Annotated in this window: 22 protein-coding genes; 16 read left to right on the forward strand and 6 right to left on the reverse strand. The window is 72.5% G+C overall.

The genetic code is table 11. The features are described 5' to 3' along the window. Nucleotides 1–12 precede the first annotated feature (12 nt). Nucleotides 13–969, forward strand: coding sequence for a lactonase family protein (locus AW270_RS27920; RefSeq protein WP_061299073.1), 957 nt, complete (start codon nucleotides 13–15; stop codon nucleotides 967–969). Here the strand turns inward: AW270_RS27920 and AW270_RS27925 are convergent. After that, nucleotides 966–3,512 (reverse strand): ABC transporter substrate-binding protein, encoded by a 2,547-nt coding sequence (locus tag AW270_RS27925; RefSeq protein ID WP_157522743.1) that lies wholly within the window; start codon nucleotides 3,510–3,512, stop codon nucleotides 966–968. The two genes, AW270_RS27920 and AW270_RS27925, sit on opposite strands and share 4 nt — an antisense overlap. After that, complete coding sequence (gene glpK / locus AW270_RS27930) at nucleotides 3,509–4,963, reverse strand: glycerol kinase GlpK (RefSeq protein WP_061299075.1); 1,455 nt, start codon at nucleotides 4,961–4,963, stop codon at nucleotides 3,509–3,511. Before glpK ends, AW270_RS27925 begins: the two co-directional genes overlap by 4 nt. 107 nt (nucleotides 4,964–5,070) lie before the next feature. On the opposite strand from glpK, the gene AW270_RS27935 reads away from it, so the two are divergent. Further along, entirely contained in the window at nucleotides 5,071–6,096 is a 1,026-nt protein-coding gene (locus tag AW270_RS27935; protein ID WP_061299076.1) for a 6-phosphofructokinase, read from the forward strand. Nucleotides 6,097–6,109: 13 nt separating this feature from the next. On the opposite strand, the gene AW270_RS27940 is transcribed toward AW270_RS27935, so the two are convergent. Further along, on the reverse strand, nucleotides 6,110–6,964 hold the full coding sequence (locus tag AW270_RS27940; protein WP_063819366.1) for an MHYT domain-containing protein: 855 nt from the start codon (nucleotides 6,962–6,964) through the stop codon (nucleotides 6,110–6,112). Nucleotides 6,965–7,074: 110 nt separating this feature from the next. Here AW270_RS27940 and macS point away from each other — a divergent pair, with 110 nt between their 5' ends. Genes macS through thiI form a run of 3 tightly spaced genes read left to right on the forward strand, consistent with a single transcriptional unit; the run spans nucleotide 7,075 to nucleotide 10,067 of the window. After that, nucleotides 7,075–8,181 carry a MacS family sensor histidine kinase gene (gene macS / locus AW270_RS27945; protein WP_061299171.1) on the forward strand — a complete coding sequence of 369 codons (1,107 nt, stop codon included), beginning with the start codon at nucleotides 7,075–7,077 and terminating at the stop codon, nucleotides 8,179–8,181. Continuing rightward, nucleotides 8,178–8,828 (forward strand): response regulator, encoded by a 651-nt coding sequence (locus AW270_RS27950; RefSeq protein WP_061299077.1) that lies wholly within the window; start codon nucleotides 8,178–8,180, stop codon nucleotides 8,826–8,828. The genes macS and AW270_RS27950 overlap by 4 nt, the downstream gene beginning before the upstream one ends. Before the next feature lie 42 nt (nucleotides 8,829–8,870). Further along, entirely contained in the window at nucleotides 8,871–10,067 is a 1,197-nt protein-coding gene (gene thiI, locus AW270_RS27955; RefSeq protein ID WP_061299078.1) for a tRNA uracil 4-sulfurtransferase ThiI, read from the forward strand. On the opposite strand, the gene AW270_RS27960 is transcribed toward thiI, so the two are convergent. Further along, entirely contained in the window at nucleotides 10,056–11,246 is a 1,191-nt protein-coding gene (locus tag AW270_RS27960; protein ID WP_369409008.1) for an MFS transporter, read from the reverse strand. The two genes, thiI and AW270_RS27960, sit on opposite strands and share 12 nt — an antisense overlap. A gap of 11 nt (nucleotides 11,247–11,257) precedes the next feature. Then, a complete protein-coding gene (gene aroF / locus AW270_RS27965) occupies nucleotides 11,258–12,304 on the reverse strand; it encodes a 3-deoxy-7-phosphoheptulonate synthase (RefSeq protein WP_061299080.1) in 1,047 nt (348 codons plus the stop codon). A 275-nt stretch (nucleotides 12,305–12,579) separates the two neighbouring features. On the opposite strand from aroF, the gene AW270_RS27970 reads away from it, so the two are divergent. Together AW270_RS27970 and AW270_RS38080 are read left to right on the forward strand one after the other, a co-directional pair. Further along, entirely contained in the window at nucleotides 12,580–13,122 is a 543-nt protein-coding gene (locus AW270_RS27970) for a molybdopterin-dependent oxidoreductase (protein WP_082801896.1), read from the forward strand. A gap of 28 nt (nucleotides 13,123–13,150) precedes the next feature. Further along, nucleotides 13,151–13,915, forward strand: coding sequence for a LytR/AlgR family response regulator transcription factor (locus AW270_RS38080; RefSeq protein WP_245674890.1), 765 nt, complete (start codon nucleotides 13,151–13,153; stop codon nucleotides 13,913–13,915). Between the two features lie 96 nt (nucleotides 13,916–14,011). Here AW270_RS38080 and AW270_RS27980 read toward each other — a convergent pair whose 3' ends face one another. Next, nucleotides 14,012–14,848: a deoxyribonuclease IV gene (locus AW270_RS27980; RefSeq protein WP_061299082.1), complete on the reverse strand. Its 837-nt coding sequence runs from the start codon at nucleotides 14,846–14,848 to the stop codon at nucleotides 14,012–14,014. A gap of 128 nt (nucleotides 14,849–14,976) precedes the next feature. On the opposite strand from AW270_RS27980, the gene uraD reads away from it, so the two are divergent. From uraD to alc, 9 genes are read left to right on the forward strand one after another with little or no spacing between them, the layout of a single operon-like run. Beyond that, nucleotides 14,977–15,450 carry a 2-oxo-4-hydroxy-4-carboxy-5-ureidoimidazoline decarboxylase gene (gene uraD / locus AW270_RS27985; RefSeq protein WP_082801888.1) on the forward strand — a complete coding sequence of 158 codons (474 nt, stop codon included), beginning with the start codon at nucleotides 14,977–14,979 and terminating at the stop codon, nucleotides 15,448–15,450. Further along, a complete protein-coding gene (uraH, locus tag AW270_RS27990; protein WP_061299084.1) occupies nucleotides 15,447–15,788 on the forward strand; it encodes a hydroxyisourate hydrolase in 342 nt (113 codons plus the stop codon). Before uraD ends, uraH begins: the two co-directional genes overlap by 4 nt. A gap of 3 nt (nucleotides 15,789–15,791) precedes the next feature. Beyond that, the gene (gene pucL, locus AW270_RS27995) at nucleotides 15,792–16,646 is read left to right on the forward strand and encodes a factor-independent urate hydroxylase (protein ID WP_061299085.1); all 855 of its coding nucleotides are present in this window, start codon (nucleotides 15,792–15,794) and stop codon (nucleotides 16,644–16,646) included. After that, a complete protein-coding gene (locus tag AW270_RS28000) occupies nucleotides 16,646–17,488 on the forward strand; it encodes an FAD binding domain-containing protein (RefSeq protein ID WP_061299086.1) in 843 nt (280 codons plus the stop codon). Before pucL ends, AW270_RS28000 begins: the two co-directional genes overlap by 1 nt. After that, the gene (locus AW270_RS40705) at nucleotides 17,485–17,961 is read left to right on the forward strand and encodes a (2Fe-2S)-binding protein (RefSeq protein ID WP_061299087.1); all 477 of its coding nucleotides are present in this window, start codon (nucleotides 17,485–17,487) and stop codon (nucleotides 17,959–17,961) included. The genes AW270_RS28000 and AW270_RS40705 overlap by 4 nt, the downstream gene beginning before the upstream one ends. Continuing rightward, the gene (locus AW270_RS28010) at nucleotides 17,958–19,286 is read left to right on the forward strand and encodes an 8-oxoguanine deaminase (protein WP_245674891.1); all 1,329 of its coding nucleotides are present in this window, start codon (nucleotides 17,958–17,960) and stop codon (nucleotides 19,284–19,286) included. Before AW270_RS40705 ends, AW270_RS28010 begins: the two co-directional genes overlap by 4 nt. A gap of 7 nt (nucleotides 19,287–19,293) precedes the next feature. Further along, nucleotides 19,294–20,433, forward strand: coding sequence for a glycerate kinase (locus tag AW270_RS28015; protein WP_061299088.1), 1,140 nt, complete (start codon nucleotides 19,294–19,296; stop codon nucleotides 20,431–20,433). After that, complete coding sequence (gene allB / locus AW270_RS28020; protein WP_061299089.1) at nucleotides 20,430–21,716, forward strand: allantoinase AllB; 1,287 nt, start codon at nucleotides 20,430–20,432, stop codon at nucleotides 21,714–21,716. Before AW270_RS28015 ends, allB begins: the two co-directional genes overlap by 4 nt. Further along, a complete protein-coding gene (gene alc / locus AW270_RS28025) occupies nucleotides 21,713–22,651 on the forward strand; it encodes an allantoicase (protein ID WP_061299090.1) in 939 nt (312 codons plus the stop codon). Before allB ends, alc begins: the two co-directional genes overlap by 4 nt. The last annotated feature ends 23 nt before the right edge of the window (nucleotides 22,652–22,674 follow it).

The following is a 22,674-nucleotide window of genomic DNA, read 5'->3' on the forward strand; positions in this document are numbered from 1 at the left end:
CGAAGGAGCGACGTGAACACGGTCTACATCGGGGGTTACACGCCGGACACCGGAGGGGCGGGACCGGGCGTGACCGTCGCCGCCCGCGCCGCGGACGGGTCCCTCACCGAGGCCGGCACGGCCGCCGCCTCCGGCCCCTCGTTCCTCGCCGCCCACCCCTCGCTCCCGGTCCTGTACGCCGTCGGCGAGGCCGACCACGGCACGATCACCGCCTTCGGCACCGCGACCGGCGAGCCCGAGCGCCTCGCCACCCGGTCGAGCGGCGGCAGCTCCCCCTGCCACCTGGCCGTCTTCGAGCACCTGCTCGCCGTGGCCAACTACGCCGACGGCATGGTGGCCCTGCACACCCTCGACGACGAGGGCCTGTTCACCGGCCCGCCCCTGCTGTTCCCGAACGACGGCGGCGGCCCCGACCCCGAGCGCCAGCGCGGCCCCCACGCCCACCAGGCGACCTTCGAGGCCGGCGTCCTTTACGTCACCGACCTCGGCGCCGACCAGATCCGCCAGTGGCGGGTCCGGCGCGAGGTCACCGAGCTCGAACCCGTCGCGCTCACCCCGGGCACCGGCCCCCGCCACCTGGTGAGCGCCCCGGGCGGCTGGTTCGTCACCGGCGAGCTCGACGGCCGGGTCCACGCCTTCGACCGCAACTGGAACCCCACCGGCCACGCCCCCGCGAGCGGCCGCGAGGGCGTCAACTACCCCTCCCACATCCAGCTCCACCGCGACCGGCTCTACGTCGCCAACCGGGGGCCCGACACGATCGCCGTGTTCGACCCCGAGACGCTGAAGATGATCGCCGAGGTCGACTGCGGCGGCGACTGGCCCCGCCACTTCGCGATCGACGGGGACGATCTCTACGTCGCCAACCAGCGCGGCGGCGGCGTCGTCCACTTCCGGCTGGCCGACGGCGTGCCGGAGCCGACCGGCCACGTGCTGGCCGTGCCGACCCCGACCTGCGTCCTCCTTTAAGGCGCGTCCGGCAGCCCGTCGCAGAGCGGGTTCGCGGCGGGCGGCTCGTCGGCGTCGAGCGGTCCGCAGCGGACCAGGGGCGGCGTCGGTTCCTTCTCGACCCTGAGCATGCCGACCGCCTTGTTCACCGGGTCGTGGCGTTCGCCGTGGCCGAAGTCGATGACGCCGCTCGACCCGTTCCACGCCGACGGGCCCGAGGTGCGGGCCAGGCGGTAGAGCACGTCGCCCCGGCTGGGCAGGTCGTCGCCCGGCCGGTAGGCGCGGTCGGCCGCCCGGTAGACCACGTCGACCGCGTCGTAGGTCAGGATCAGGTTGTCGTCGGCGGCGTCGGCGTGCGCGCCGGCGCGCAGGGCGCTGACGAAGCCGGTCGGTTTGACCTCGCCCCACATCTCCCGGCTGGCCAGCGCCACGTAGTAGACCTCGGTCTGGGCCATCGCGGCGATCTCGGCCCGGTGGTCGGCGACCACCCGGATCACGTCGTCGCCCGCGACCACCTTGAGCACCCCGGCCCCGCAGGCGCTGCTGCCCTCCAGGGCCTTGAGGAAGCCGACGAACTCGCGGGCGCGACCGGCGTACATGAAGACGTCGGCGTCGCGGGCGCAGGCGGCGGCGACCGCGCCCGACATGCCCTCGCGGGAGGCCCCGTAGGCGACCGGCGCGCCCACCTCGACCTTCTCGGCGGTGAGCGCCGTGGAGAAGTCCCCGGCCAGGTTGTTGGTGTAGGTGTCGTCGACCGTCCCGTCCTGGACGATCACCGCCGTCTCCGCCTTGAGGGTGCGGCGGGCGAACCGGGCCGACAGGGTGGCCTCGCGGAAGTTGGTCGGGCCGACGCGGAAGAAGTAGGGCGAGGGCCGGTCGCCGACGATGCCCAGGTCGTCGGCGGTGGCCGTGGTGGTCATGTTGGGGATCTTGGCGGCGTCGAACCGGTCGACCGCGGCCTCGACCCCGCCGACGCTGCGGCCCAGGCCCACCACCCCGACCAGATGGGGGTCGTCGTCGGCCAGCCGGGCCACCAGTTCGGCCGCCCGGCCGCCGTGGGCGTAGTTGTCGCCCGCGTTGACGATCAGGATGCGCAGCCGGAGCGGGTTCTGGAGGGTGCGCTGGTACTCCTCGGCGGCGGTCAGCTCGGCGACCATGCTGGGGAAGCGGGTGTCGTCCTGCGCGGTCTGCCGCACCGAGTATTCACCGAACAGCGCCAGGGTGACGTACTGCGCCGACTCGACGGCGAAGGCGTTGTTGGCGTCGATGCGGCCGACCAGGCCGGCGATCGGCTTGGCGAACAGGCCGTCGGGGGCGGCGCCGTCGGCGTTGACCACGCCGACGCACTCGCCGCCCACCCGGTCGACGTAGGGGAGCCCGCCGCAGTGGGCCGCGCGCTCCGACAGGTTGACCACCACGAACCCGATGATCAGGCCGGGCAGCACCGCCAGCACGACCGCCCAGTAGATCCAGGCGCGCAGCTGGTGCCCGGCGGGCCGGAAGCGGTGCGGGACGCCCGGGTGGGCGGCGTGGTCGCCGGGCCCGATCACCAGCCGGACCGGCATCCGGCGGCCCCGGTGCTCCCGCCGCCAGGTCCCGACGTGGCCGGTGATGTCGGCGAGCGGGGTGGCCGCGATCGGCCGGGGCTCGGCGAGCTGGTCGGGCACGGCCGCGACCACGACCACCGGCACCGGATGACCGGTCAGCGCGGCGGCGTCCTCCAGCAGCCGCAGGAACCGGGCGTTCACCCCGCGGGGGTCGGCGACCTGTAATCGCAGCAGGCAGTAGAGCCCGCGCCCCCAGCTCGGCCACGGGATGCGCCATTTCTTGTACGCCTGCCGCAGGTCCTCGCACATCGCGTTGACCGCCAGCCGTTCGATGTCCTCCGGCGAGGCGTTGGCCAGCCGCAGCGCGTACCAGGCGATCCGCTCCCACGACCCGCGCCGCAGCACCGGCTGGCGGCGGAACCAGCCGTAGAAGAACCAGCCCCGGATCGACGCGAAGCCCTGCGCCGCGACGCCGACCACGGCCACCAGCGCGCCCAGCACCCACGGCAGCACGCCGACCAGGTCGGTCGGCCCGGCCAGCAGCCAGACCACGATCGTGCCGATCGGCACCCAGGTCAGCGCGGCCCGGCCGATGAAGAAGTCGGCGACCAGCCGCAGCGACGCGTCGGCGGGGCCGCGCCGCCGGTCGCGCAGCCGGCGGCGGAAGTCCTGGTAGCCCTCGTGGGACTGCGGCTCGGGCGCGTGGTGCTGCCCGGCGGCCCACAGCACGAACTGGGCCAGCGGGAACCGGGGCGGCGGCAGGAACGAGCCGCCGACCGGCCGGCCGAGCTGGCCGCGCGGCCCCGCCAGGGCGGACACCAGCGCGAGCACCGACCCGTGCTCGCCGTCGCGGATCAGCGCGGTCGGCAGATGGTCGACGAACGGCGCGGTCAGCTCGGCGACGACGCCCGGCGCGTCGCGGCCGGTCACCAGCACGACGGGAAGCTGCTGGTCGCGCCGCCAGAACCAGGGCCGGCGGAGGAACCCGGCTAAGTCTCCACGCAGGTCTGCCGTCACCGCGCGGCCCACCCCCGCGACCGCTCCACCGCGCGCAGCCAGTCGTCGTAGGCCCGGTCGTCGCGGGCCCCCGGCTCGAACCGCCGGTCGAGCCGCCAGGTGTGCCTGAGCTCCTCGCGGGTCGACCAGACCCCGGCGCCGAGCCCGGCCAGGAACGCCGCGCCCAGCGCCGTCGTCTCCTGGATCTCGGGCCGCTCGACCGGGATGCCGAGCTGGTCGGCCTGGACCTGCATGAGCAGGTCGTTGGCGCTGCCGCCGCCGTCGGCCTTGAGCACGGTCACCTCCTCGGACATGGTGGCGACGATGTCGCGCACCTCGTAGGCGATCGCGTCGAGCGTCGCCCGCGCCAGATGTGCCTTGGTCGTACCCCGCGTGAGGCCGGTGATCGTCCCCCGGGCGTCCGGATCCCAATGAGGCGCTCCCAGGCCAGTGAGAGCGGGCACGAAGACCACGCCGCCGGCGTCGGGGACCGACCGGGCCAGTTCCTCCGACTCGGCCGCCGTCGCGATCAGGCCGAGCCCGTCGCGCAGCCACTGCACCGCCGCGCCGGTCACGAAGATCGCCCCTTCCAGGGCGTAGGTCAGCTCACCCGAGGGCTCCTGCCAGGCGACCGTGGTGAGCAGCCCCGCCTCGGAGCCCACCGCCTCGCGGCCGGTGTTGACCAGGACGAAGGAGCCGGTCCCGTACGTGCACTTGACGTCGCCCACCTCGAAGCAGGTCTGGCCGAACAGCGCCGCCTGCTGGTCGCCGGCCATCCCGGAGATCGGCAGGTCGAGGCCGAGGAAGTGGGCGGGGTCGGTCCGGGCGATCTCGCCGTAGTTGGGCACCACCTCGGGCAGCAAATCGAGCGGCACCCCGAACAGGTCGCACAGCTCCGGTGACCAGGCCCCCGCGTGGATGTCGTAGAGAAGCGTGCGGGAGGCGTTCGACGGGTCGGTCACGTGGCGGGCGCCGCCGGTCAGCCGGGCCACCAGATAGCTGTCGACCGTGCCGACGGCCAGGTCCTTCGCCGCCCAGGCCTCCGGGTCGCGCTCGGCCAGCCAGGTCAGCTTGGTGCCGGTGAAGTAGGGGTCGAGGCGCAGGCCGGTGAGTTCGGTCACACGCGGTTCGTGACCTTCCTCGCGAAGACGGGCGCAGATGTCCGCCGAGCGCCTGTCCTGCCAGACAATGGCGTTGCGGGGGGCGTCCAAAGTGGTGGTGTTCCACACAACGGCCGTCTCGCGCTGGTTGGTCAGGCCGACGCACCGGACCGTGGTGCTTGCCCTGGCCAGAGCGGTGCGGCAGGCTGCCAGCGTCGCGCGCCAGATGTCGTCGGGCGCGTGCTCGACCCAGCCGGGCTCCGGGAACCGTTGCTCGAATTCCTGGTATCCGCGGGAGTCGATGTGGCCGTCCTCACCCACCACGAGTGCGGTCACACCGGTCGTACCAGCGTCTATCGCCAAAACCGCCACGGCGCCTCACTTTTTGGTCTAGACCATTGTTGCGCCGTCACGGCAGAATGCCACCGTCGGCGTCCAGACACAGTCTGGCCGCGCTATCTCATATGGAGGAACCCGACATGCGTATTGGAGTGCTCACCGGTGGCGGCGACTGCCCCGGTCTGAACGCCGTGATCCGGGCCGTGGTCCGTAAAGGCGTCGGCGTCTACGGTCACGAGTTCGTGGGGTTCCGCGACGGCTGGCGCGGCCCGCTTGAGGGCGACACGATGCCCCTCGACGTTCAGTCGGTCCGCGGCATCCTGCCGCGCGGCGGCACCATCCTTGGCTCCTCGCGCACCAACCCGATCAAGATCGAGGGCGGCGTCGAGCGCATCAAGGACAACCTTGCCAGCCTGAACATCGACGCCCTGGTCGCCATCGGCGGCGAGGACACCCTTGGCGTCGCCAAGCAGCTCTACGACCGGGGCGTCAAGGTCGTGGGTGTGCCCAAGACGATCGACAACGACCTCAACGCGACCGACTACACCTTCGGTTTCGACACCGCGGTGAACATCGCGATGGAGGCCATCGACCGCCTCCACACCACCGCCGAGTCGCACCACCGCGCGCTCATCTGCGAGGTCATGGGCCGCCACGCGGGCTGGATCGCGCTGCACGCCGGCATGGCCGCGGGCGCCAACGTCATCCTGATCCCCGAGAAGCCCTTCGACATCGACAAGGTCTGCGAGTACGTCGAGTCGCGCTTCAAGACCCGCTACTCCCCGATCATCGTGGTCGCCGAGGGCGCCCACCCGGTCGACGGCCAGATGGAGCTGCAGGCCGGCGAGCTCGACGCGTTCGGCCACGTCCGCCTCGGCGGCATCGGTGACCGTCTCGCCCAGGAGATCGAGAAGCGCACCGGCAAGGAGGCCCGCACCACGGTCCTCGGCCACATCCAGCGCGGCGGCACCCCGACGGCCTACGACCGCGTGCTGGCCACCCGCTTCGGCCTGGCCGCGATCGACGCCGTCCACGAGGGCGACTTCGGCAAGATGGTCGGCCTCCAGGGCACCGAGATCGTCCGCAGCGGCCTCGACGCCGCGACGGCCGAGCTCAAGACCGTGCCCGTCCACCGTTACGCCGAGGCCGAGGTCTTCTTCGGCTAAAGACCTCCTGATCTCACCTGCGCGGTGTGAACAGGTCGTCGCCCTCGGGGCGGCGGTGCGCCGCGCGGGTGGGCTGCGGGGGAAGGGGCGGGGCGGGCGGAGCGTTCCGGCGGCTCTGCAGGCGCTCCAGCAGTTCGGTGTCCTCGCGCATCTCGCGGGCCGAGGGCGAGAGCAGGATCGCGAGCAGCAGGCCCACGGTGATCAGGCTGATCCCGGCGATGAGCGGCAGCAGGAAGTCCATGGCGGCGGCGCCCGAGATCGCCCTGTCGCCGGGGGTGACGCTGAGGGCGTACATGCCGGTGTAGTGCATGCCCGTGACGGCCACGCCCATCATGAGGGCGGCGCCGGTGGTGGCCAGGGGGCCGTTGACCTTCAGGGTGAACCAGAGCGCGACGGTGGCCGCGACGATGGCGATCAGGACCGACAGGGCGACCAGCAGCGGGTCGTAGACGAGGGTGCCCGTCATGCTCATCGCGAACATGCCCAGGTAGTGCATGGCGCCGACGCCGGTGCCGGCCAGCAGGCCGCCGGCGAGCAGGCGGGGGAAGCCGTCGCCCTGCGCGACGACGTACAGGCCGCCGTAGACGACGGCGACCGCGACGACCGCGGAGACGGCGGTCAGCCCGACGTTGTAACGGATCTCGTCACCGGTGACGTCGAAGCCCATCATGGCGATGAAGTGCATGACCCAGATGCCGGTGCCGCCGATGGCGAGCGCACCTCCGGCCAGCCACCGGTAGCGGGACGCGCCCTGCGCCGACCGTGCTCTGGCGGTCAGCAGCAGACCCAGGAGTGAACCGACGACGGACATCAGATACGCGAGGAGCGGTGTCAGGGCCCCATGGGAGAAGTGGTTGATATGGGACATGCGATCTCCTGGTTGTGGTTGCAACAAAATTATTGCACCGCTCCATCTGTGTCGTTTGTCCCTTTCAAGGGTTCATGTTCTGTTCGTTATGTAGTCGTGCGGTGACCGGCATGAGCATCGAGACGCCCTTCTGGCGGGCCATCGCGGTGTTCCGGGTGTGCTCGCTCGGATACGCCCTCGTGCTCCTGATCGACGGCGGCGGATACGCCGACCCGGTCGCCGGATGGTCCGTGCTCGCCGTGATGGCGGCCTGGACGGCCTTCGCCACCTACGCCTACGCGCGCGACCGGCTCAGGGGCTGGCCGCTGCTCGTCGCCGACCTGGCCGTCACCGCCGCCTGCCTGCTGTCGTCCATCTGGGTCCAGGGTTTCGGCGGCGAGCGCGGCACCATGCCGATCACCGCGACGTGGGTGGCCGCGCCGGTGGTCGCCTGGGCGGTCTACTCGGGCCGCCGCGCCGGGGCCGCGGCGGCGGCGGTGATCGCCGCCCTCGACGTCTGGCTGCGCGGGGTCGGCGTGCTCGACCTCAACACCGTCCAGATCAACGGCGCGGTCCTGCTGTTCCTCGCGGGCGTGGTGATCGGCCACGTCGCCCAGCTCTCCCGCCGGGCCGACGCGCTGATGCAGCAGGCCGTCGAGATCGAGGCGGCCGGACGCGAACGCGAACGCCTGGCCCGGGGCATCCACGACTCGGTCCTCCAGGTCCTCGCCCTGGTCCAGCGCAGGGGAGCCGAGATCGGCGGCGAGGCGGCCGAGCTGGGCCGCCTGGCGGGGGAGCAGGAGGCGGTGCTGCGCGAGCTGGTCCGCACCACCCCCCGCCCGCGTGTGGCCGAGACGGCCGATCTCAACGAGGTGCTGCGCCGGCACGCCTCCGCCACGGTCACCGTCGCCACCCCGGCGACCCCGCTCGACCTGCCCGCCCGCACCGCCGAGGAGCTGGAGGCCGCCGTCGCCAACGCCCTGAGCAACGTCCGGCACCACTGCCCCGAGGGCACGAAGGCGTGGATATTGGTCGAGGCGGAGGACGGCGCGATCACGGTGACCGTCCGCGACGACGGCCCCGGCATCCCCGAGGGCCGCCTGGCCGAGGCCGAGCGGTCGGGCCGCCTGGGCGTCTCCCAGGCGATCAGGGGCCGGGTGGCCGCCCTGGGCGGGACGGTCACGATTGTCTCCTCCCCTGAGGGGACGGAGATCGAGATGGTTATCGTGGCGCCATGAGCGTGCGCGTCATGGTCGTCGACGACCACCCGATGTGGCGGGAGGGCGTGGCCCGCGACCTCGCCGAGGCCGGCTACGAGATCGTGGCCACCTGCGGCGAGGGCCGCCAGGCGCTCCGGGTGGCGGGGGCGGTCCGGCCCGACGTGGTCGTGCTCGACCTCCAGCTCCCCGACCTGCCCGGGGTCGAGGTGGCCCGGGGCCTGGGCGCCGCGGACGACCCGCCGAAGGTGCTGGTGCTGTCGGCCAGCGCGGAGCACGACGACGTGCTGGAGGCGGTGAAGGCTGGCGCGTCGGGCTATCTGGTGAAGTCGGCGAGCCAGGCCGACTTCCTCGACGCCGTGGCCCGCACCGCCCAGGGCGACGCCGTCTTCACGCCGGGCCTGGCCGGGCTGGTGCTGGGGGAGTACCGCCGTCTGGCCGCCCAGCCGAAGGCCGCCGAGGAGGGGCCCCGGCTGACCGACCGGGAGACCGAGGTGCTGCGGCTGGTGGCGAAGGGGCTGTCGTACAAGCAGATCGCCGAGCGGCTCGTGCTGTCGCACCGGACGGTGCAGAACCACGTGCAGAACACCCTGAGCAAGCTCCAGCTGCACAACCGCGTCGAGCTGGTGCGCTACGCCATCGAAAAAGGTCTGGCCGACCTCGACTAGAGTTAAAAGGTTCCCGCCAGTCTTTCCCGAAGGACCATCACCATGACCATGACCGCTCTGGGTGAGCCCTGCGTGCTGCTCAAACTGGGCGAGATCGTCCTCAAGGGAAAGAACCGGGAGATCTTCGAGCAGCGGCTGCGCGCCAACATCAAGTTCGCCCTGGCCGGTTACGAGATCGACCTGCGCCAGCGCCACGGCGTGATCGCCCTGTTCCTGCCCGACGGCACCGGCGTCGACGTCGCCGAGAAGGTGGCCGCCCGGGTCAGCGAGGTGCCCGGCATCGTGCTGGTCCACCTGGCCTGGCGGGTCGCCAAAGACCCGGCGGTGGTCACCAAGGCCGCGCTCGAACTGATCAGGGACACCCCCGAGGTGGCCCGCAAGGCCCGCTTCGCGGTCCGCTCGCGCCGCCGCGACAAGCGCTTCCCGATGAAGTCCAACGAGCTCGACTGGCACGTCGGCAGCGAGATCAACGACACCTACGGCCTGCCGGTCGACCTGAAGCGCCCCGAGCTGACCGTCTCGATCGAGGTCGACCGCGACGAGGTGTTCGTCTACATCGACAACCGCCCCGGCCAGGGCGGCCTGCCGGTCGGCACCAGCGGCCGGGGCCTGGCCCTGCTGTCGGGCGGCATCGACTCGCCGGTGGCCGCCTACCGCATGATCCGGCGCGGCCTGCGGGTCGACTTCCTCCACTTCTCCGGCATCCCGTTCACCACGACCGAGTCGATCTACAAGGCCTACGCCCTGGTGCGCCGCCTCGACGCCTTCCAGGGCCGCTCGCGGCTGTGGGTGGTGCCGTTCGGCAAGGCCCAGCAGTCGATCCGGGTGTCCGGCAGCGACAAACTGGCGATGATCGCCCAGCGGCGGCTGATGCTGAAGACCGCCGAGGAGGTCGCCCACCGCCACAAGGCGACCGCCCTGATCACGGGCGACTCGCTCGGCCAGGTGTCCTCGCAGACGATGGCCAACATCGTCGCCCAGGACGGCGCGACCGACATGCCGATCCTGCGCCCGCTCATCGGCCTCGACAAGATGGAGGTCATCGCCGAGGCCCGCCGCATCGGCACCCTGGCCATCTCCGAGCTGCCCGACGAGGACTGCTGCACGATCCTGGCCTCCCGCCAGCCCGAACTGGCCGCCAAGATCGAAGACCTGAAGCTGATCGAGAAGCGCCTCGACGCCGAGGAGCTCGCGGTCCAGCTCGCCGACCAGATCCAGTCCTACAAGCTAGAGGCCTGAGCGCCTCACCGGGCTGAACACCCCGCCCGCCGCCACCAGCACCAGCCCGGCCCCCATCAGCGCCACCACCGTCGGCACCCCCCGCCCGGCCGCCGCGAACGTCGCCAGGGCCGCCCCGATCGGCCCGCCGGCGAAGTGGATGGTCCAGAAGGCCGCGGTGACCCGGCCGAGCAGGTGGGGCGGGGTGATCTCCTGCCGCAGCGACATCGAGCAGATCGCGCCGACCGTGATCGCCAGGCTGAACACCGCCATCAGCGCGCCGATCCCGGCCACCCCGGGCGACAGCGCGATCGTCACCATGGCGGTCCCCGCCGCCATCGTCGACCACAGCCACGTCGGCCCGAACCCGAGCCGCCGGCGCACCCGCGCCACCGCCATCGACCCGAGGATCCCGCCCACGGCCCCCGCGCCGAGCACGTAGCCGACCACCGCGTCCGGCTGCTCCAGGGTCTCCTTCAGGTGGAACACCACCAGGTCGTCCAGCCCGGCGGTCAGGAAGATCAGCGCCGTCAGCAGGATCGTCATGGTCCGCAGCACCGGGTTGCCGAGCAGGAACCGCGCCCCGGCCAGCCGCCCGCCGCTCTCCTCCTTCTTCTCGTACGGCCGCAGCCTGATGAACCGCAGCCCGAACGCGGAGACCAGGAAGGTGGCCGAGTCGAGCCCGATCGCGGCGACCGGCCCGAACGCGCCGGAGACCACCCCGGCCAGCGCGGGCCCCGCCACCCCCGCCGCCGCGTAGGTCGCGTAGAGGACCCCGTTGGCCCGGGTGATGTCGCCGGAGTCGACGATCGACGGCAGCACGGTCACGTACGCGACGTTGAACACCATGCCGAGCACGGCCGCCAGGGGGACGAGCACGTAGAGCGGCCAGATCACCGGGGAGACCCACCAGAGGAGCGGGATCAGGCCGTACAGGAGGAACCGCCCGACGTCGCAGGCGACCAGCACCCGCCGCCGGTCGAACCGGTCGACGATGCCCCCGGCGAAGGTCCCGGCCACCACCGAGGCGACCCCCGTCAGGGCGGTCAGGACGCCCATCTGGGCGACGGACCCCGTCGCGTGCAGCGCCAGCAGGGGCACCGCCACGAACGAGAACGCGTCGCCCAGCACGGACAGCGTCTGCACGCCAAGGAGAAGAACGAAGCTCTTGTCACGGTAGAGATCCCCCGAAAACACCACGGGGGCGCACGCTACACGGCGACCGACTCCCCGGCCAGGTCGCCGGCCGGGGTGCGGCCGAGCAGCGGCGCGAAGTCACGCATGATCTTGGCGAGTTCCGCCAGGTCGCCGTCGACGAGGGCCTGGGGGCCGTCGCAGAGGGCCTGCTCGGGGTGCGGGTGGACGTCGATGATCACGCCGTCGGCCCCGACCGCGACGGCCGCCCGGGTGAGCGGCAGCACCAGGTCGCGCCGCCCGCCGGAGTGGGACGGGTCGATGATCACCGGCAGGTGGGAGAGCCGCTGCGCCACCGGCACCGCCGACACGTCGAGGGTGTTGCGGGTCGCCGTCTCGAAGGTCCGGATGCCCCGCTCGCACAGCACGATGTCGAGGTTGCCGCGCTGGGCGATGTACTCGGCCGACATCAGCCACTCCTCGATGGTCCCGCTCATGCCGCGCTTCAGCATGACCGGCTTCCCGGCCGCGCCGACCGCCTGGAGCAGCGCGAAGTTCTGCGTGTTGCGGGTGCCGACCTGGAGCATGTCCGCGTACGACGCCACCAGCGGCACGTCGTGGGCGTCGACCACCTCGGTCACGATCGGCAGCCCGGTCTTCTCCCGCACGTCGGCCAGGATGCGCAGGCCCTGCTCGCCGAGGCCCTGGAAGGCGTAGGGCGAGGTGCGCGGCTTGAACGCGCCGCCGCGCAGCAGGGTGGCCCCGGCGGCCTTGGCCATCTGGGCGGCCTCAAGCGTCTGCTGCGGCGTCTCGACCGCGCACGGTCCTGCGATGAGGGTGACCGTGTCGGGCCCGATCGGGACACCGCCCACTCTCACCGTCGACCGGTCGGGATGGTTGTCCCGGCTCACCAGCTTGAAGGGCGTGGACACGCGCATGACGTCGGCGACGCCGCGCTGGCCGCGCAGGTTCAGGCTGGCGAACTGCTCGACGTCGCCGATCAGCCCGATGATCGTGCGATTCACTCCGCGGGACACGAACGCCTCACCGCCCGCCGCCGCGACCAGCGCGACGACCTCGGTGATGTCTTCCTGGGTGGCCTCCGGGGCCATGACGATGACCATTTCTTCTCCTTAACATGCGAAAAGCCCCGGGTCCTGTATCGGACCCGGGGCTTTTCGATCGCCTGTGGCTGCTAGCGCAGAACCATATGGCGAGCGGTCCTCACGGGTCCGTCGCCATACCAAAACAGGAATGCGCCAAGCATGGTCGAAATATATCGCACAACCCTGGTGCGGGCGCACCGCGGGACGGGTGACAGGATGGGCGGGTGCCGGAGACGTCCGAGGAGGAGAACCGGCTGCCCCCGGGTCAGTACGTCCCGCGCGGCAGGCCCGTGATGCACTACGGCAGGGTCCCGGCGTTCCGCCCGGCGACCTGGCGCCTCCAGGTGTTCGGCGCGACCGCGTCCGGGGAGCAGCACTTCCTGAGCTACGACGAGTTCGGCGACCTGCCCCGGGCGACGGTGCTGTCCGACGTCCACTGCGTCACCAAGTTCTCGATCATGGGCAACGAGTGGACCGGCGTGCCCGCCCGCGCGCTGCTGGCCGCCGTGCCGCCCGCTCCCGGGGTCGGCCACGTGATGATCTGGGCCGAATACGGCTACAGCGCCAACGTCCGGATGAGCGACTTCGACCGCGAGTCGACGCTGTTCGCGACCGAGCTCGACGGCAAGCCGCTGAGCCCCGAGCGCGGTTTCCCGGTCCGCGCCGTGGTCCCGCACCTCTACGCGTGGAAGAGCGTGAAGTGGGTGCGCGCCATCGAATACCTGACCGAGGACCGGCGCGGCTTCTGGGAGGACCGGGGCTACCACAACGTCGCCGACCCCTGGCGTGAGCAGCGCTACTCATACCAGGAGGAGCCGGGCGAGGGCCCGCCGTAGCCCGGCCGGGAGGTCTAGTCTCGCCCGGGTGTGCTGCTTCGACCTGCCCTTCAGTCTCACCCCCGAGGCCGCCCGAGCGGCCCTGCCCCACCTGGAGAAGGCCGTCGGCGCCCCGCTGACCATCACCTCGGCGACCGAGGTCCTGGCGGGATCGGCGGCGGGCTGGACGGCGGCCGTGGCGGCCATGCGGGGGAGGCCCTCACGGACGGCGGTCCCCCTGATGATCATGGGTGAGGCGGTCGGGGCACTGGTCGCCCACACCCCGGCCGGGGGCCGCGAAAGGGCCACCGCTCTCCCTTGGGATCGAGCCCCGCTCCTCGCCACCGGCCCTGACGGCGAGCGCGGGTCGCCCGTTGAGGACGGCCCCGGCTCCTCTGCGCCCGAGCCGGGCTGTGACCTGCGCAACGCCGCCCGGTGGCTCTCCGACCAGCTCGAACTGGATCACCTGCGCAGAAGGGCGGCCGAGGAGTCGATCCCGGTGGAGCTGGGCGGGCGGACCCGCTTCATCGAGCCGGGTGCCGTCTGGTTCGCCGAGGCGCGGGGCGACTACGTCAGGCTGCGCACGGCCGAAGGGGGCTTTCTCGTCCGGACCTCCATGGCCGCGCTGGAGCAGCGCTGGGCGCGGGCCGGGTTCATCCGGGCCCATCGCAGCACGCTCGTGAACGCCCGCCACGTGAGCGAACTGCGGTTCGCCGACGGGCGGGCGCTGCTGCTGGTGGGGACCGAGACGCTGCCGGTCTCGCGGCGGCACACCCGCGAGGTCAGGGAGCGCCTGACCGCTCGTCGCGCCTGACACGCCGTCTGTCGCGATCAACCGGTGTGGCGCTGACCTGCGAAATAAGGTGGGCCGCACGGATCCGGTCGTTCGGGGGACGGCCGGATCCGCCCGCTATCCGCGCAGCTTCTTCAGCAGGTCGATGTCCTGGCGGTGCTGGTCGGCCTTGCCGGGCGTCTCGATGCAGAGCGGCACCCCGGCCACCGCCGGATGGCGCATGACCTCGGCGAAGCCCTGCGCGCCGATGTGGCCGGCGCCGATGTTCTCGTGGCGGTCCTTCTTCATGCCGAGCAGGTCCTTCGAGTCGTTCGCGTGGATCAGCTTCAGCCGTCCCGGCGCGATCTCGTGGAGGGCGTCGAAGGTCTCCTTGACCCCCTCGGGCGTCGACAGGTCGTGGCCCGCGGCGAAGGCGTGGCAGGTGTCGAGGCAGAGCCCCGCCTTCGGGTGCCACTCAAGGGCCTCCAGGTAGGGGCCGAGGTCCTGGACTGTCGCGCACAGCATCTGGCCCTGCCCCGCCATCGGCTCCAGCAGCAGGTCGGGACCGTCGTCGGGGATCTCCTCCAGCAGCGGGAGGAGTTGGTCGCGCACCTGGAGGAGGGCCGCCTCGCGGGGCTGGCTGACCGCCGAGCCGGTGTGGACGACCACGCCCAGCGCCCCGATCTCCCGGCCCCGCCGCAGGGTGTGGCGGACCGACGCGACCGAGTTCTCCAGGGTCGCCTCGGTGGGGGAGCCGAAGTTGATCAGGTAGTTCGCGTGGACGTAGACCGGCAGGCCGCTCGCCCGCAGCTTCTCGTCCTCGGCCGGGTTGCCCTCGTTGAGGGCCCAGCCGCGCGGGTTGGTGACGAAGACCTGGGCCATCTCGGCGCCGATCTCGGCGGCGTATTTCAGCCCTCCGGTGGCCAGCCCCCCGGCCACCAGGACGTGGCCGCCGATCGCGTTTCCAGTGCTCATAGTGGCATCAGGTTACCCGGGGGTTTCGCCGGTTTGTGGCAACGTACAAACCATCGGCCGCTCATGGACGGGGCTTTGGGAGCTCCCGCTGCTGGATTCGGCCGGAACCAGGTTGTGTACTGGCGACCATGCGCGAACTGAGCCGGGACGACCTGCTGGCGTGCTGCGCGTCCGCCCGCTGGGCCGACGGCGTGGCCGGGCGGCCCTACTCCGACCTGCCCGCGCTCCTCGACCGCGGCGACTCGGTGCTGGCCATGCTGAACTGGGCCGACGTCGAGGAGGCGCTGGCCGCGCACCCCCGGATCGGGGACCGCTCGCCGGGCGCGGACCGGGAGTCGGCGTGGTCGCGCGACGAGCAGTCGGGGACGGCCGCGGCCGGTCAGGACGTCCTGCGGCGGCTCCGGGAGGGCAACCGCGCCTACGAGGACCGGTTCGGGCACGTGTACCTGGTCTGCGCGACCGGGAAGTCGGCCGGGGAGATGCTGGCGATCCTGGAGGATCGTCTGGGCAACGTACCGGAGAAGGAACGGATGGTCGTGCGAGACGAACTCGGGAAGATCGTCCGGCTACGGCTGGCCAAGCTGTGGGAGGAGACCGCGTGACCCTCTCCACCCACGTGCTCGACACCGCGCGCGGCTGCCCGGCGGGCGACGTCCACGTGAGGCTGGCCCGGCGGGCCGCCCACGGCTACGTCGCCCTCGCCGAGGGCCGCACCGACAAGGACGGCCGCATCAGGGAGTGGACGCCGCTCGGCCGTGAATGGACCGGGGAGCTGGAGGCCGCGACCTACCGGCTGATCTTCGACACCGGCGGCTACCTGGGGGACGACGCGTTCTTCCCCGAGGTCACGGTCGTCTTCACCATCGCCGACGCCGAGCAGCACCACCACGTGCCGCTGCTGCTGAGCCCGTTCGGCTACTCGACCTACCGCGGGAGTTAGACAGTGTTCGTGCTCGGCCCCAACCGCTACGGCAAAGCCGAGACCCGGGTCGTGCGGGTCACCCGGAACGGCGACGCCCACCACATCACCGACCTGAACGTCAGCACGTCGCTGTCCGGCGACATGACCGACGTCCACCTGACCGGTGACAACGCCGCGGTGCTGCCGACCGACACGCAGAAGAACACCGTCTACGCCTTCGCCGGGAAGCACGGCGTCGGCTCGGTCGAGGAGTTCGCCCTGCTGCTGGCCCGCCACTTCGTCGACTCCCAGCCGACGATCCACCACGCCCGCGTGGAGATCGAGGAGTACGCCTGGGAGCGCCTCGGCGACCACTCCTTCGCCCGCAGGGGCCAGGAGGTGCGCACCTGCCTGGTCCACTACGACGGCGAGAGGGCCACCGTGGTCTCCGGGCTCAAGGACCTGGTGGTCCTCAACACGACCGACTCGGAGTTCTGGGGCTACCTCAAGGACCAGTACACGACCCTGCCGGAGACCCGCGACCGGGTCCTGGCCACCGCCGTGACCGCCCGCTGGCGGCACGACGGCCCCGAGAAGGACTGGGACGCCTCCTACGGAACCGCGCGGGCGGCCCTGCTCGACGCCTTCGCGACCACCTACAGCCTGTCGCTCCAGCAGACCCTCTACGCCATGGGCGCCCGCGTCCTGACCGACTGCCCGGACGTCTGCGAGGTCCGCCTCGAACTGCCCAACAAACACCACTTCCTCGTCGACCTGGGCCCGTTCGGCCTGGACAACGACGGCGAGGTCTATTTCGCCGCCGACCGGCCCTACGGCCTGATCGAGGGCGCCGTGCTCCGCGAGGACGCCCCCGGCGCCGGGAAGGCCTGGGACTGATGGACTTCCTGCGCGCCACCACCTGGGCCGAGGCCCTGCGGATGAAGGCCGACCGGCCCGACGCGACGCCGGTCCAGGGCGGCACCGACGTCATGGTCGAGATCAACCTCGACAAGGGCCGCCCGAAGGCCCTGCTCGACCTCACCCCGGTCGCCGAGCTGACCGAGTGGTCGGTGGAGTCCGGGAACATCAGGGTCGGGGCCGGGGTCACCTACACCCGGGTCATCACCGAACTGGCCGACCGGCTGCCCGGTCTGGCCCAGGCGTCCCGGACGGTCGGCTCGCCGCAGATCCGCAACCGGGGCACCGTCGCGGGCAACCTGGGCGCGGCCTCCCCGGCGGGCGACAGCCACCCGCCGTTGCTGGCCACCGGCGCGATCGTCGAGGCGGAGTCGGTGGACGGCGTCCGGATGATCCCGATCGGCGACTTCTACACCGGCGTGAAGCGCAACGCCCTGGCCGCGAACGAGCTGATCCGGGCGGTCCACGTGCCGCTCAGGGCCGGTCCCCAGTACTTCTCCAAGATCGGCACCAGGAACGCGATGGTCATCGCGGTCTGCTCGTTCGGCATCGCGCTGAACGTGGCGGAGCGGACCGTCGGCACCGGCATCGGCTCCGCCGCCCCCACCCCGCGCAGGGCCGTCGAGGCGGAGGCCTTCCTGGCCGAGAACTGGTCTCCGGGGGATCCCGAGGTGGGCCGGAGGTTCGGGGAACTCGTCGCCGCCGCGGCCGCGCCCATCGACGACGTCCGGGGCAGCCGGGACTACCGCGTCCACGCCCTGGCCGTGATGGCCCGCCGCACGCTCGGCTGGGCCTGGGAAGAACACAGGAGGACGTCATGAGGGTCAACGTCACCGTGAACGGCGCGCCGATGGTCGCCGACGACGTGTGGCCGGGGGAGAGCCTGCTCTACGTCCTGCGCGAGCGGCTCGGCCTGCCCGGCGCCAAGAACGCCTGTGAGCAGGGCGAATGCGGCTCCTGCACGGTCTATCTCGACGGCGTCCCGGTCTGCGCCTGCCTGGTCGCGGCCGGTCAGGCCGAGGGCCGCGAGGTCCGCACCGTCGAGGGGCTCGCCTCCGCCGGGGGCGACCTCGACCCGGTGCAGGAGGCGTTCGTCGAGTGCGGCGCCGTCCAGTGCGGTTTCTGCACGCCCGGCCTGATCGTCCAGGCCCATTCGCTCATCGAGAGCCACGACGGGGTGCCCGCCGACGCGGAGATCCGCGAACACCTGGCCGGCAACCTGTGCCGGTGCACGGGCTACGAGAAGATCCTCGACGCGGTCCGCCTGGCCGCCCGCCGGAAGGCCGGTCTGTGATCGTCATCGAGAACGCCCACATCGCCCCCGTCACCGGCCCGGAGATCCCCGCCGGCCACGTCGCGATCGACGGCAATCGCATCGCGGCGGTGGGAGCGGGGCCGTACGACGGAGACGGCGAGCGGATCGACGGGCGCGGCTGCCTGGTCACCCCCGGGCTGGTCAACACCCACCACCACCTCTACCAGTGGGCCACCCAGGGCCTCGCCCCCGACGGCACGCTCTTCGAGTGGCTCGTGGCCAGCTATCCGGTCTGGGCCCGGATGGACGCCGAGGTCGTGCACGGCGCGGCGACGGCGGGCCTGGCCTGGCTGGCGCTGTCGGGCTGCACCACCACGACCGACCACCACTACGTCTTCCCCAAGGGCCGGGGCGACCTGTTCGCCGCCGAGATCCAGGCCGCCGCCGAGGTGGGGCTGCGCTTCCACCCGTGCCGGGGCTCGATGGACCGGGGCCGCTCGCAGGGCGGCCTGCCGCCGGACGAGGTGGTCGAGACCCTCGACGAGATCCTCCAGGAGACCGAGGCGGCGGTCCGGAAGTACCACGACGCGTCCTTCGGCTCGATGCTCCGCGTCGCCGTCGCCCCCTGCTCGCCCTTCTCGGTCAGCGGCGACCTGATGCGCCAGGCCGCCGGCCTGGCCCGGTCGCTGGGCGTCCGCCTGCACACCCACGGCGCCGAGACCCTCGACGAGGACGACCACTGCAAGGAGCAGTTCGGGATGCTCCCGGTCGAGTACCTCGAATCGCTCGGCTGGCTCGGCCCGGACGTGTGGATCGCGCACAGCGTCCACCTCACCGACGCCGACATCGCCCGCTTCGCCGCGACGGGCACCGGCACCGCCCACTGCCCCTCGTCCAACGGCCGCCTCGGCGCGGGGATCGCCCGGGTCAGCGAGCTCCTGCGGGCGGGCGCGACCGTCGGCCTCGGCGTCGACGGGCCCGGCTCGGCCGAGTTCATCCCGCTCGCCGGGGAGATCCGCCAGGCCGTCCTGATGCAGCGGGCCCGCTACGGGCCGCAGGCGCTCACCGCCCGGCAGTCGCTGGAGATGGCGACCCTCGGCGGGGCCCGCTGCCTGGGCCGCGAGAACGAGATCGGCTCCCTGGAGCCGGGCAAGCTCGCCGACATCGCGATGTGGCGGGTCGACGGCCCCTACGCGGCGGCCGACGACCCCGTGGTCGCGCTCGCCCACGGCCAGACGCCGCCCCTCGCCCGGCTCATCGTCAACGGGGTGACCGTGGTCGAGAACGGCGATTTGCGCACCGTCCCCGGCGACGCCGCCGGAGCGGCGGGGGCGCGGGCACACGCTCGGCTGCTTCGGTCATGATGACGGCATGAAGGATCACGTCGTCATCGCACCGGACAAGTTCAAGGGCTCGCTGACCGCCCCCGAGGTCGCCCACCACGTCGCCGCCGGGCTCGGTGACGTGCCGGTGGTGCTGCTGCCGGTCGCCGACGGCGGCGACGGCACCGTGGACGCGGTCGCGGCCTGCGGTTTCACCCGCGTCGAGGTGGAGGTGACCGGGCCGACCGGCCGGCCGATCCGGGCCTCGTACGCGGTCAGGGACGACACCGCCGTCGTGGAGATGGCCGAGGCGTCAGGTTTGCGCCGCCTGCCGGGTGGGCTGGAGCCGCTGACCGCCTCCAGTTCCGGCACCGGCGAGCTGATCGCCCACGCGCTCCGGGGCGGCGCGACCAAGATCGTGCTGGGCCTCGGCGGGAGCGCCTGCACCGACGGCGGCACCGGCCTGGCCCGCGCCCTGGGCGCCCGCTTCCTCGACGCCGGCGGCGCCGAACTGCCGCCGGGCGGGGGATCCCTCAAGGACCTGGCCACGATCGACCTGTCCGGCTTCGACGCCGGCTCCGCCGAGTACGTCGTCGCCTCCGACGTCGACAACCCCCTGCTCGGCCCGCACGGCGCCGCCGCCGTCTACGCCCCCCAGAAGGGCGCCTCGGCCGACCAGGTGACGCTGCTGGAGACGGGCCTTTCGCGGCTGGCCGCCGTCGCCGTGCACACCCACGGCCTGACCGGGTCGGTCGAGCACGACGGGATCGTCCGCGCGATGGGCGTGGCCGGGCAGCCCGGCGCGGGGGCCGCCGGAGGCGTCGGCTTCGCCGCGCTCGCCTTCCTCGGGGCCTCGATCCGGCCCGGCATCGCCTACCTGCTCGGCCTGCTCGACTTCGAGACCCACGTCGAGGGCGCGCGGCTGGTCGTCACGGGGGAGGGCTCGCTCGACGAGCAGTCCCTCAGGGGCAAGGCCCCGGTCGGGGTGGCCGCCGCCGCCATGCGCCACGGCGTGCCCGTGGTCGCGGTCTGCGGGCGGCGTGAGGTCACCGACGACGACCTGCGCAAGGCCGGGATCGAGGCGGCGTACGCCCTGACCGACATCGAGCCCGACCCCGCCCGGTGCATGGCCGAGGCCGGGCCCCTGCTGGAGCGTCTGACCGCAAGAGTGGTGAGGGAGCATCTGTGACGGTTCTGGTCAGGTCACGCCGGGTGGTCACCCCCGAAGGGGTACGGCCGCTCGGCGTCGACGTCGTCGACGGGCGGATCGCGGGGCTGGTGCCGTACGACACCCCAGAGGGCCTGGACCTCGGTGACGTCGCGCTGCTGCCCGGCCTGGTCGACACGCACGTCCACATCAACGAGCCCGGCCGCACCCACTGGGAGGGCTTCGCCACCGCGACCCGCGCGGCGGCGGCCGGGGGCGTGACGACGGTGGTCGACATGCCGCTCAACTCGCTGCCGCCGACCACGACCGTGCCGCACCTGGAGATCAAGAAGAAGGCCGCGTACGGCCAGATCGCGATCGACGTCGGCTTCTGGGGCGGCGCGATCCCCGGCAACCTCGCGGACCTGCGCCCGCTGTGGGACGCCGGGGTGTTCGGCGTGAAGTGCTTCCTGTCCCCGTCGGGCGTCGACGAGTTCCCCGCCCTCGACGGCGACGGCCTCACCCTCGCGCTCCGCGAGCTGGCCCGCTTCGACGGCCTGCTCATCGCGCACGCCGAGGACCCCTGGACGCTGACCGAGCCCACCGGCCCGTCCTACTCCGAGTTCCTCCAGTCCCGGACCCAGGAGGCCGAGGTCCGGGCCATCGAGACGGTGATCGCGGTGGCCCGGGAGACCGGCGCGCGGGCCCACATCGTGCACGTCTCGGCCGGCGACGCGATCGCGGTGCTGCGCGAGGCCCAGGGGCACGGGGTGCGGATCACCGCCGAGACCTGCCCCCACTACCTGACGCTCAGCGCCGAGGAGGTCACCGGCACCGCGTTCAAGTGCTGCCCGCCGATCCGCGAGGCGGCCAACCGCGACGCGCTGTGGGCGGGCCTGGCCGACGGGACCCTGATGGGGATCGTCTCCGACCACTCGCCCTGTCCGGCCGACATGAAGGGCCTCGACTCGCCCGACTTCGTCACGGCCTGGGGCGGGATCTCCTCCCTCCAGCTCGGCCTGCCGGCCATCTGGACCGAGGCCCGGTCGCGGGGCCACTCCCTGGAGGACGTCGTCCGGTGGATGGCCAGGGGGCCCGCCGACTTCGCGGGCCTGCCCTTCAAGGGCCGCATCGAGGTCGGCGCGGACGCCGACCTGGTGGCCTTCGACCCCGACGCGGAGTTCGTCGTCGAGGCCGGCGAGCTCGCCCACAAGAACCCGGTCACCGCCTACCAGGGGCGGCGGCTGACCGGGGAAGTCCAGCGGACCTGGCTGCGCGGCTCGGCCCCCGGGCACGGCCGGTTCCTCACGAGAGGCGCTCGATGACCTTCCGCCACCTGCCCGACCTGGCCGTCCGCTCCCTGGGAGGGTCGGTGATCGCCGCCAACGACGAGGCGTTCGCCGAACGCCAGGCGCTGATCCTGCCGCACCCCGCCCAGTTCCACACCCACGACTTCGGCGCCAAGGGCCAGATCTACGACGGCTGGGAGACCCGCCGCCGCCGGACCACCGGGCACGACTGGGCGATCGTCCGGCTCGGCCTGCCGGGCGTCGTCCACGGGCTGGTCGTCGACACCGCCTGGTTCAAGGGCAACTACCCGCCCTACGCCTCGGTCGACGCCTGCGCCGTCGACGAGCCGCTGGCCGCCCACGAGCTGACCGGCTGGACCGAGATCCTGCCCAGGAGCCCCCTGGGCGGCGACCGCGAACACGAGTTCACCGTCGACGACCCGAACCGCTACACCCACGTGCGGCTCAACATCTACCCCGACGGGGGAGTGGCCCGCCTCCGGGTGCACGGCGAGGTCGTCCCCGACCCCGCTTTCCTGTACGGCCTGACCGTCGACCTGGCCGCGCTCGCCAACGGGGCCAGGGTGATCGACTGCTCCAACGAGTTCTACAGCTCGCCCAACAACGTCATCGCCCCGGGTCTGGCCCGCCACCAGGCCGAGGGCTGGGAGACCGCCCGCCGCCGCGACGACGGCAACGACTGGCTGGTGGTCCGCCTGGCCGGGCGCGGCACCGTCACCGTCGCCGAGATCGACACCACCCACCTGGTCTTCAACGCCCCCGGCTGGGTGTCGCTGTCGGGCCGCGACGGCGACGGCGACTGGTTCAGCCTGCTCGGCAAGTCCCGCCTCCAGCCGGACGCCCCGCACCGCTTCCGCCTCGACAGCGACCGCCCGGTCACCCACGTCAGGTGTGACATCTACCCCGACGGAGGCCTGGCCCGGCTGCGCCTGCTGGGCGACCTGCTGTGATGAGAAAGATCTATGTCGCGAGC

It is taken from the genome of Herbidospora cretacea (assembly GCF_001570605.1).
GTDB lineage: Bacteria > Actinomycetota > Actinomycetes > Streptosporangiales > Streptosporangiaceae > Herbidospora > Herbidospora cretacea.

Coding starts and splice junctions, on each gene's coding strand:
- macS (WP_061299171.1), top strand. CDS start 7,075: ATGAGCATCGAGACGCCCTTCTGGCGGGCCATCGCGGTGTTCCGGGTG.
- AW270_RS27935 (WP_061299076.1), top strand. CDS start 5,071: ATGCGTATTGGAGTGCTCACCGGTGGCGGCGACTGCCCCGGTCTGAAC.
- AW270_RS27940 (WP_063819366.1), bottom strand. CDS start 6,964: ATGTCCCATATCAACCACTTCTCCCATGGGGCCCTGACACCGCTCCTC.
- aroF (WP_061299080.1), bottom strand. CDS start 12,304: ATGGTCATCGTCATGGCCCCGGAGGCCACCCAGGAAGACATCACCGAG.
- uraD (WP_082801888.1), top strand. CDS start 14,977: ATGCGCGAACTGAGCCGGGACGACCTGCTGGCGTGCTGCGCGTCCGCC.
- AW270_RS27980 (WP_061299082.1), bottom strand. CDS start 14,848: ATGAGCACTGGAAACGCGATCGGCGGCCACGTCCTGGTGGCCGGGGGG.
- AW270_RS27970 (WP_082801896.1), top strand. CDS start 12,580: ATGCACTACGGCAGGGTCCCGGCGTTCCGCCCGGCGACCTGGCGCCTC.
- AW270_RS28015 (WP_061299088.1), top strand. CDS start 19,294: ATGAAGGATCACGTCGTCATCGCACCGGACAAGTTCAAGGGCTCGCTG.
- thiI (WP_061299078.1), top strand. CDS start 8,871: ATGACCATGACCGCTCTGGGTGAGCCCTGCGTGCTGCTCAAACTGGGC.
- AW270_RS28000 (WP_061299086.1), top strand. CDS start 16,646: ATGGACTTCCTGCGCGCCACCACCTGGGCCGAGGCCCTGCGGATGAAG.
- AW270_RS27950 (WP_061299077.1), top strand. CDS start 8,178: ATGAGCGTGCGCGTCATGGTCGTCGACGACCACCCGATGTGGCGGGAG.
- AW270_RS40705 (WP_061299087.1), top strand. CDS start 17,485: ATGAGGGTCAACGTCACCGTGAACGGCGCGCCGATGGTCGCCGACGAC.
- alc (WP_061299090.1), top strand. CDS start 21,713: ATGACCTTCCGCCACCTGCCCGACCTGGCCGTCCGCTCCCTGGGAGGG.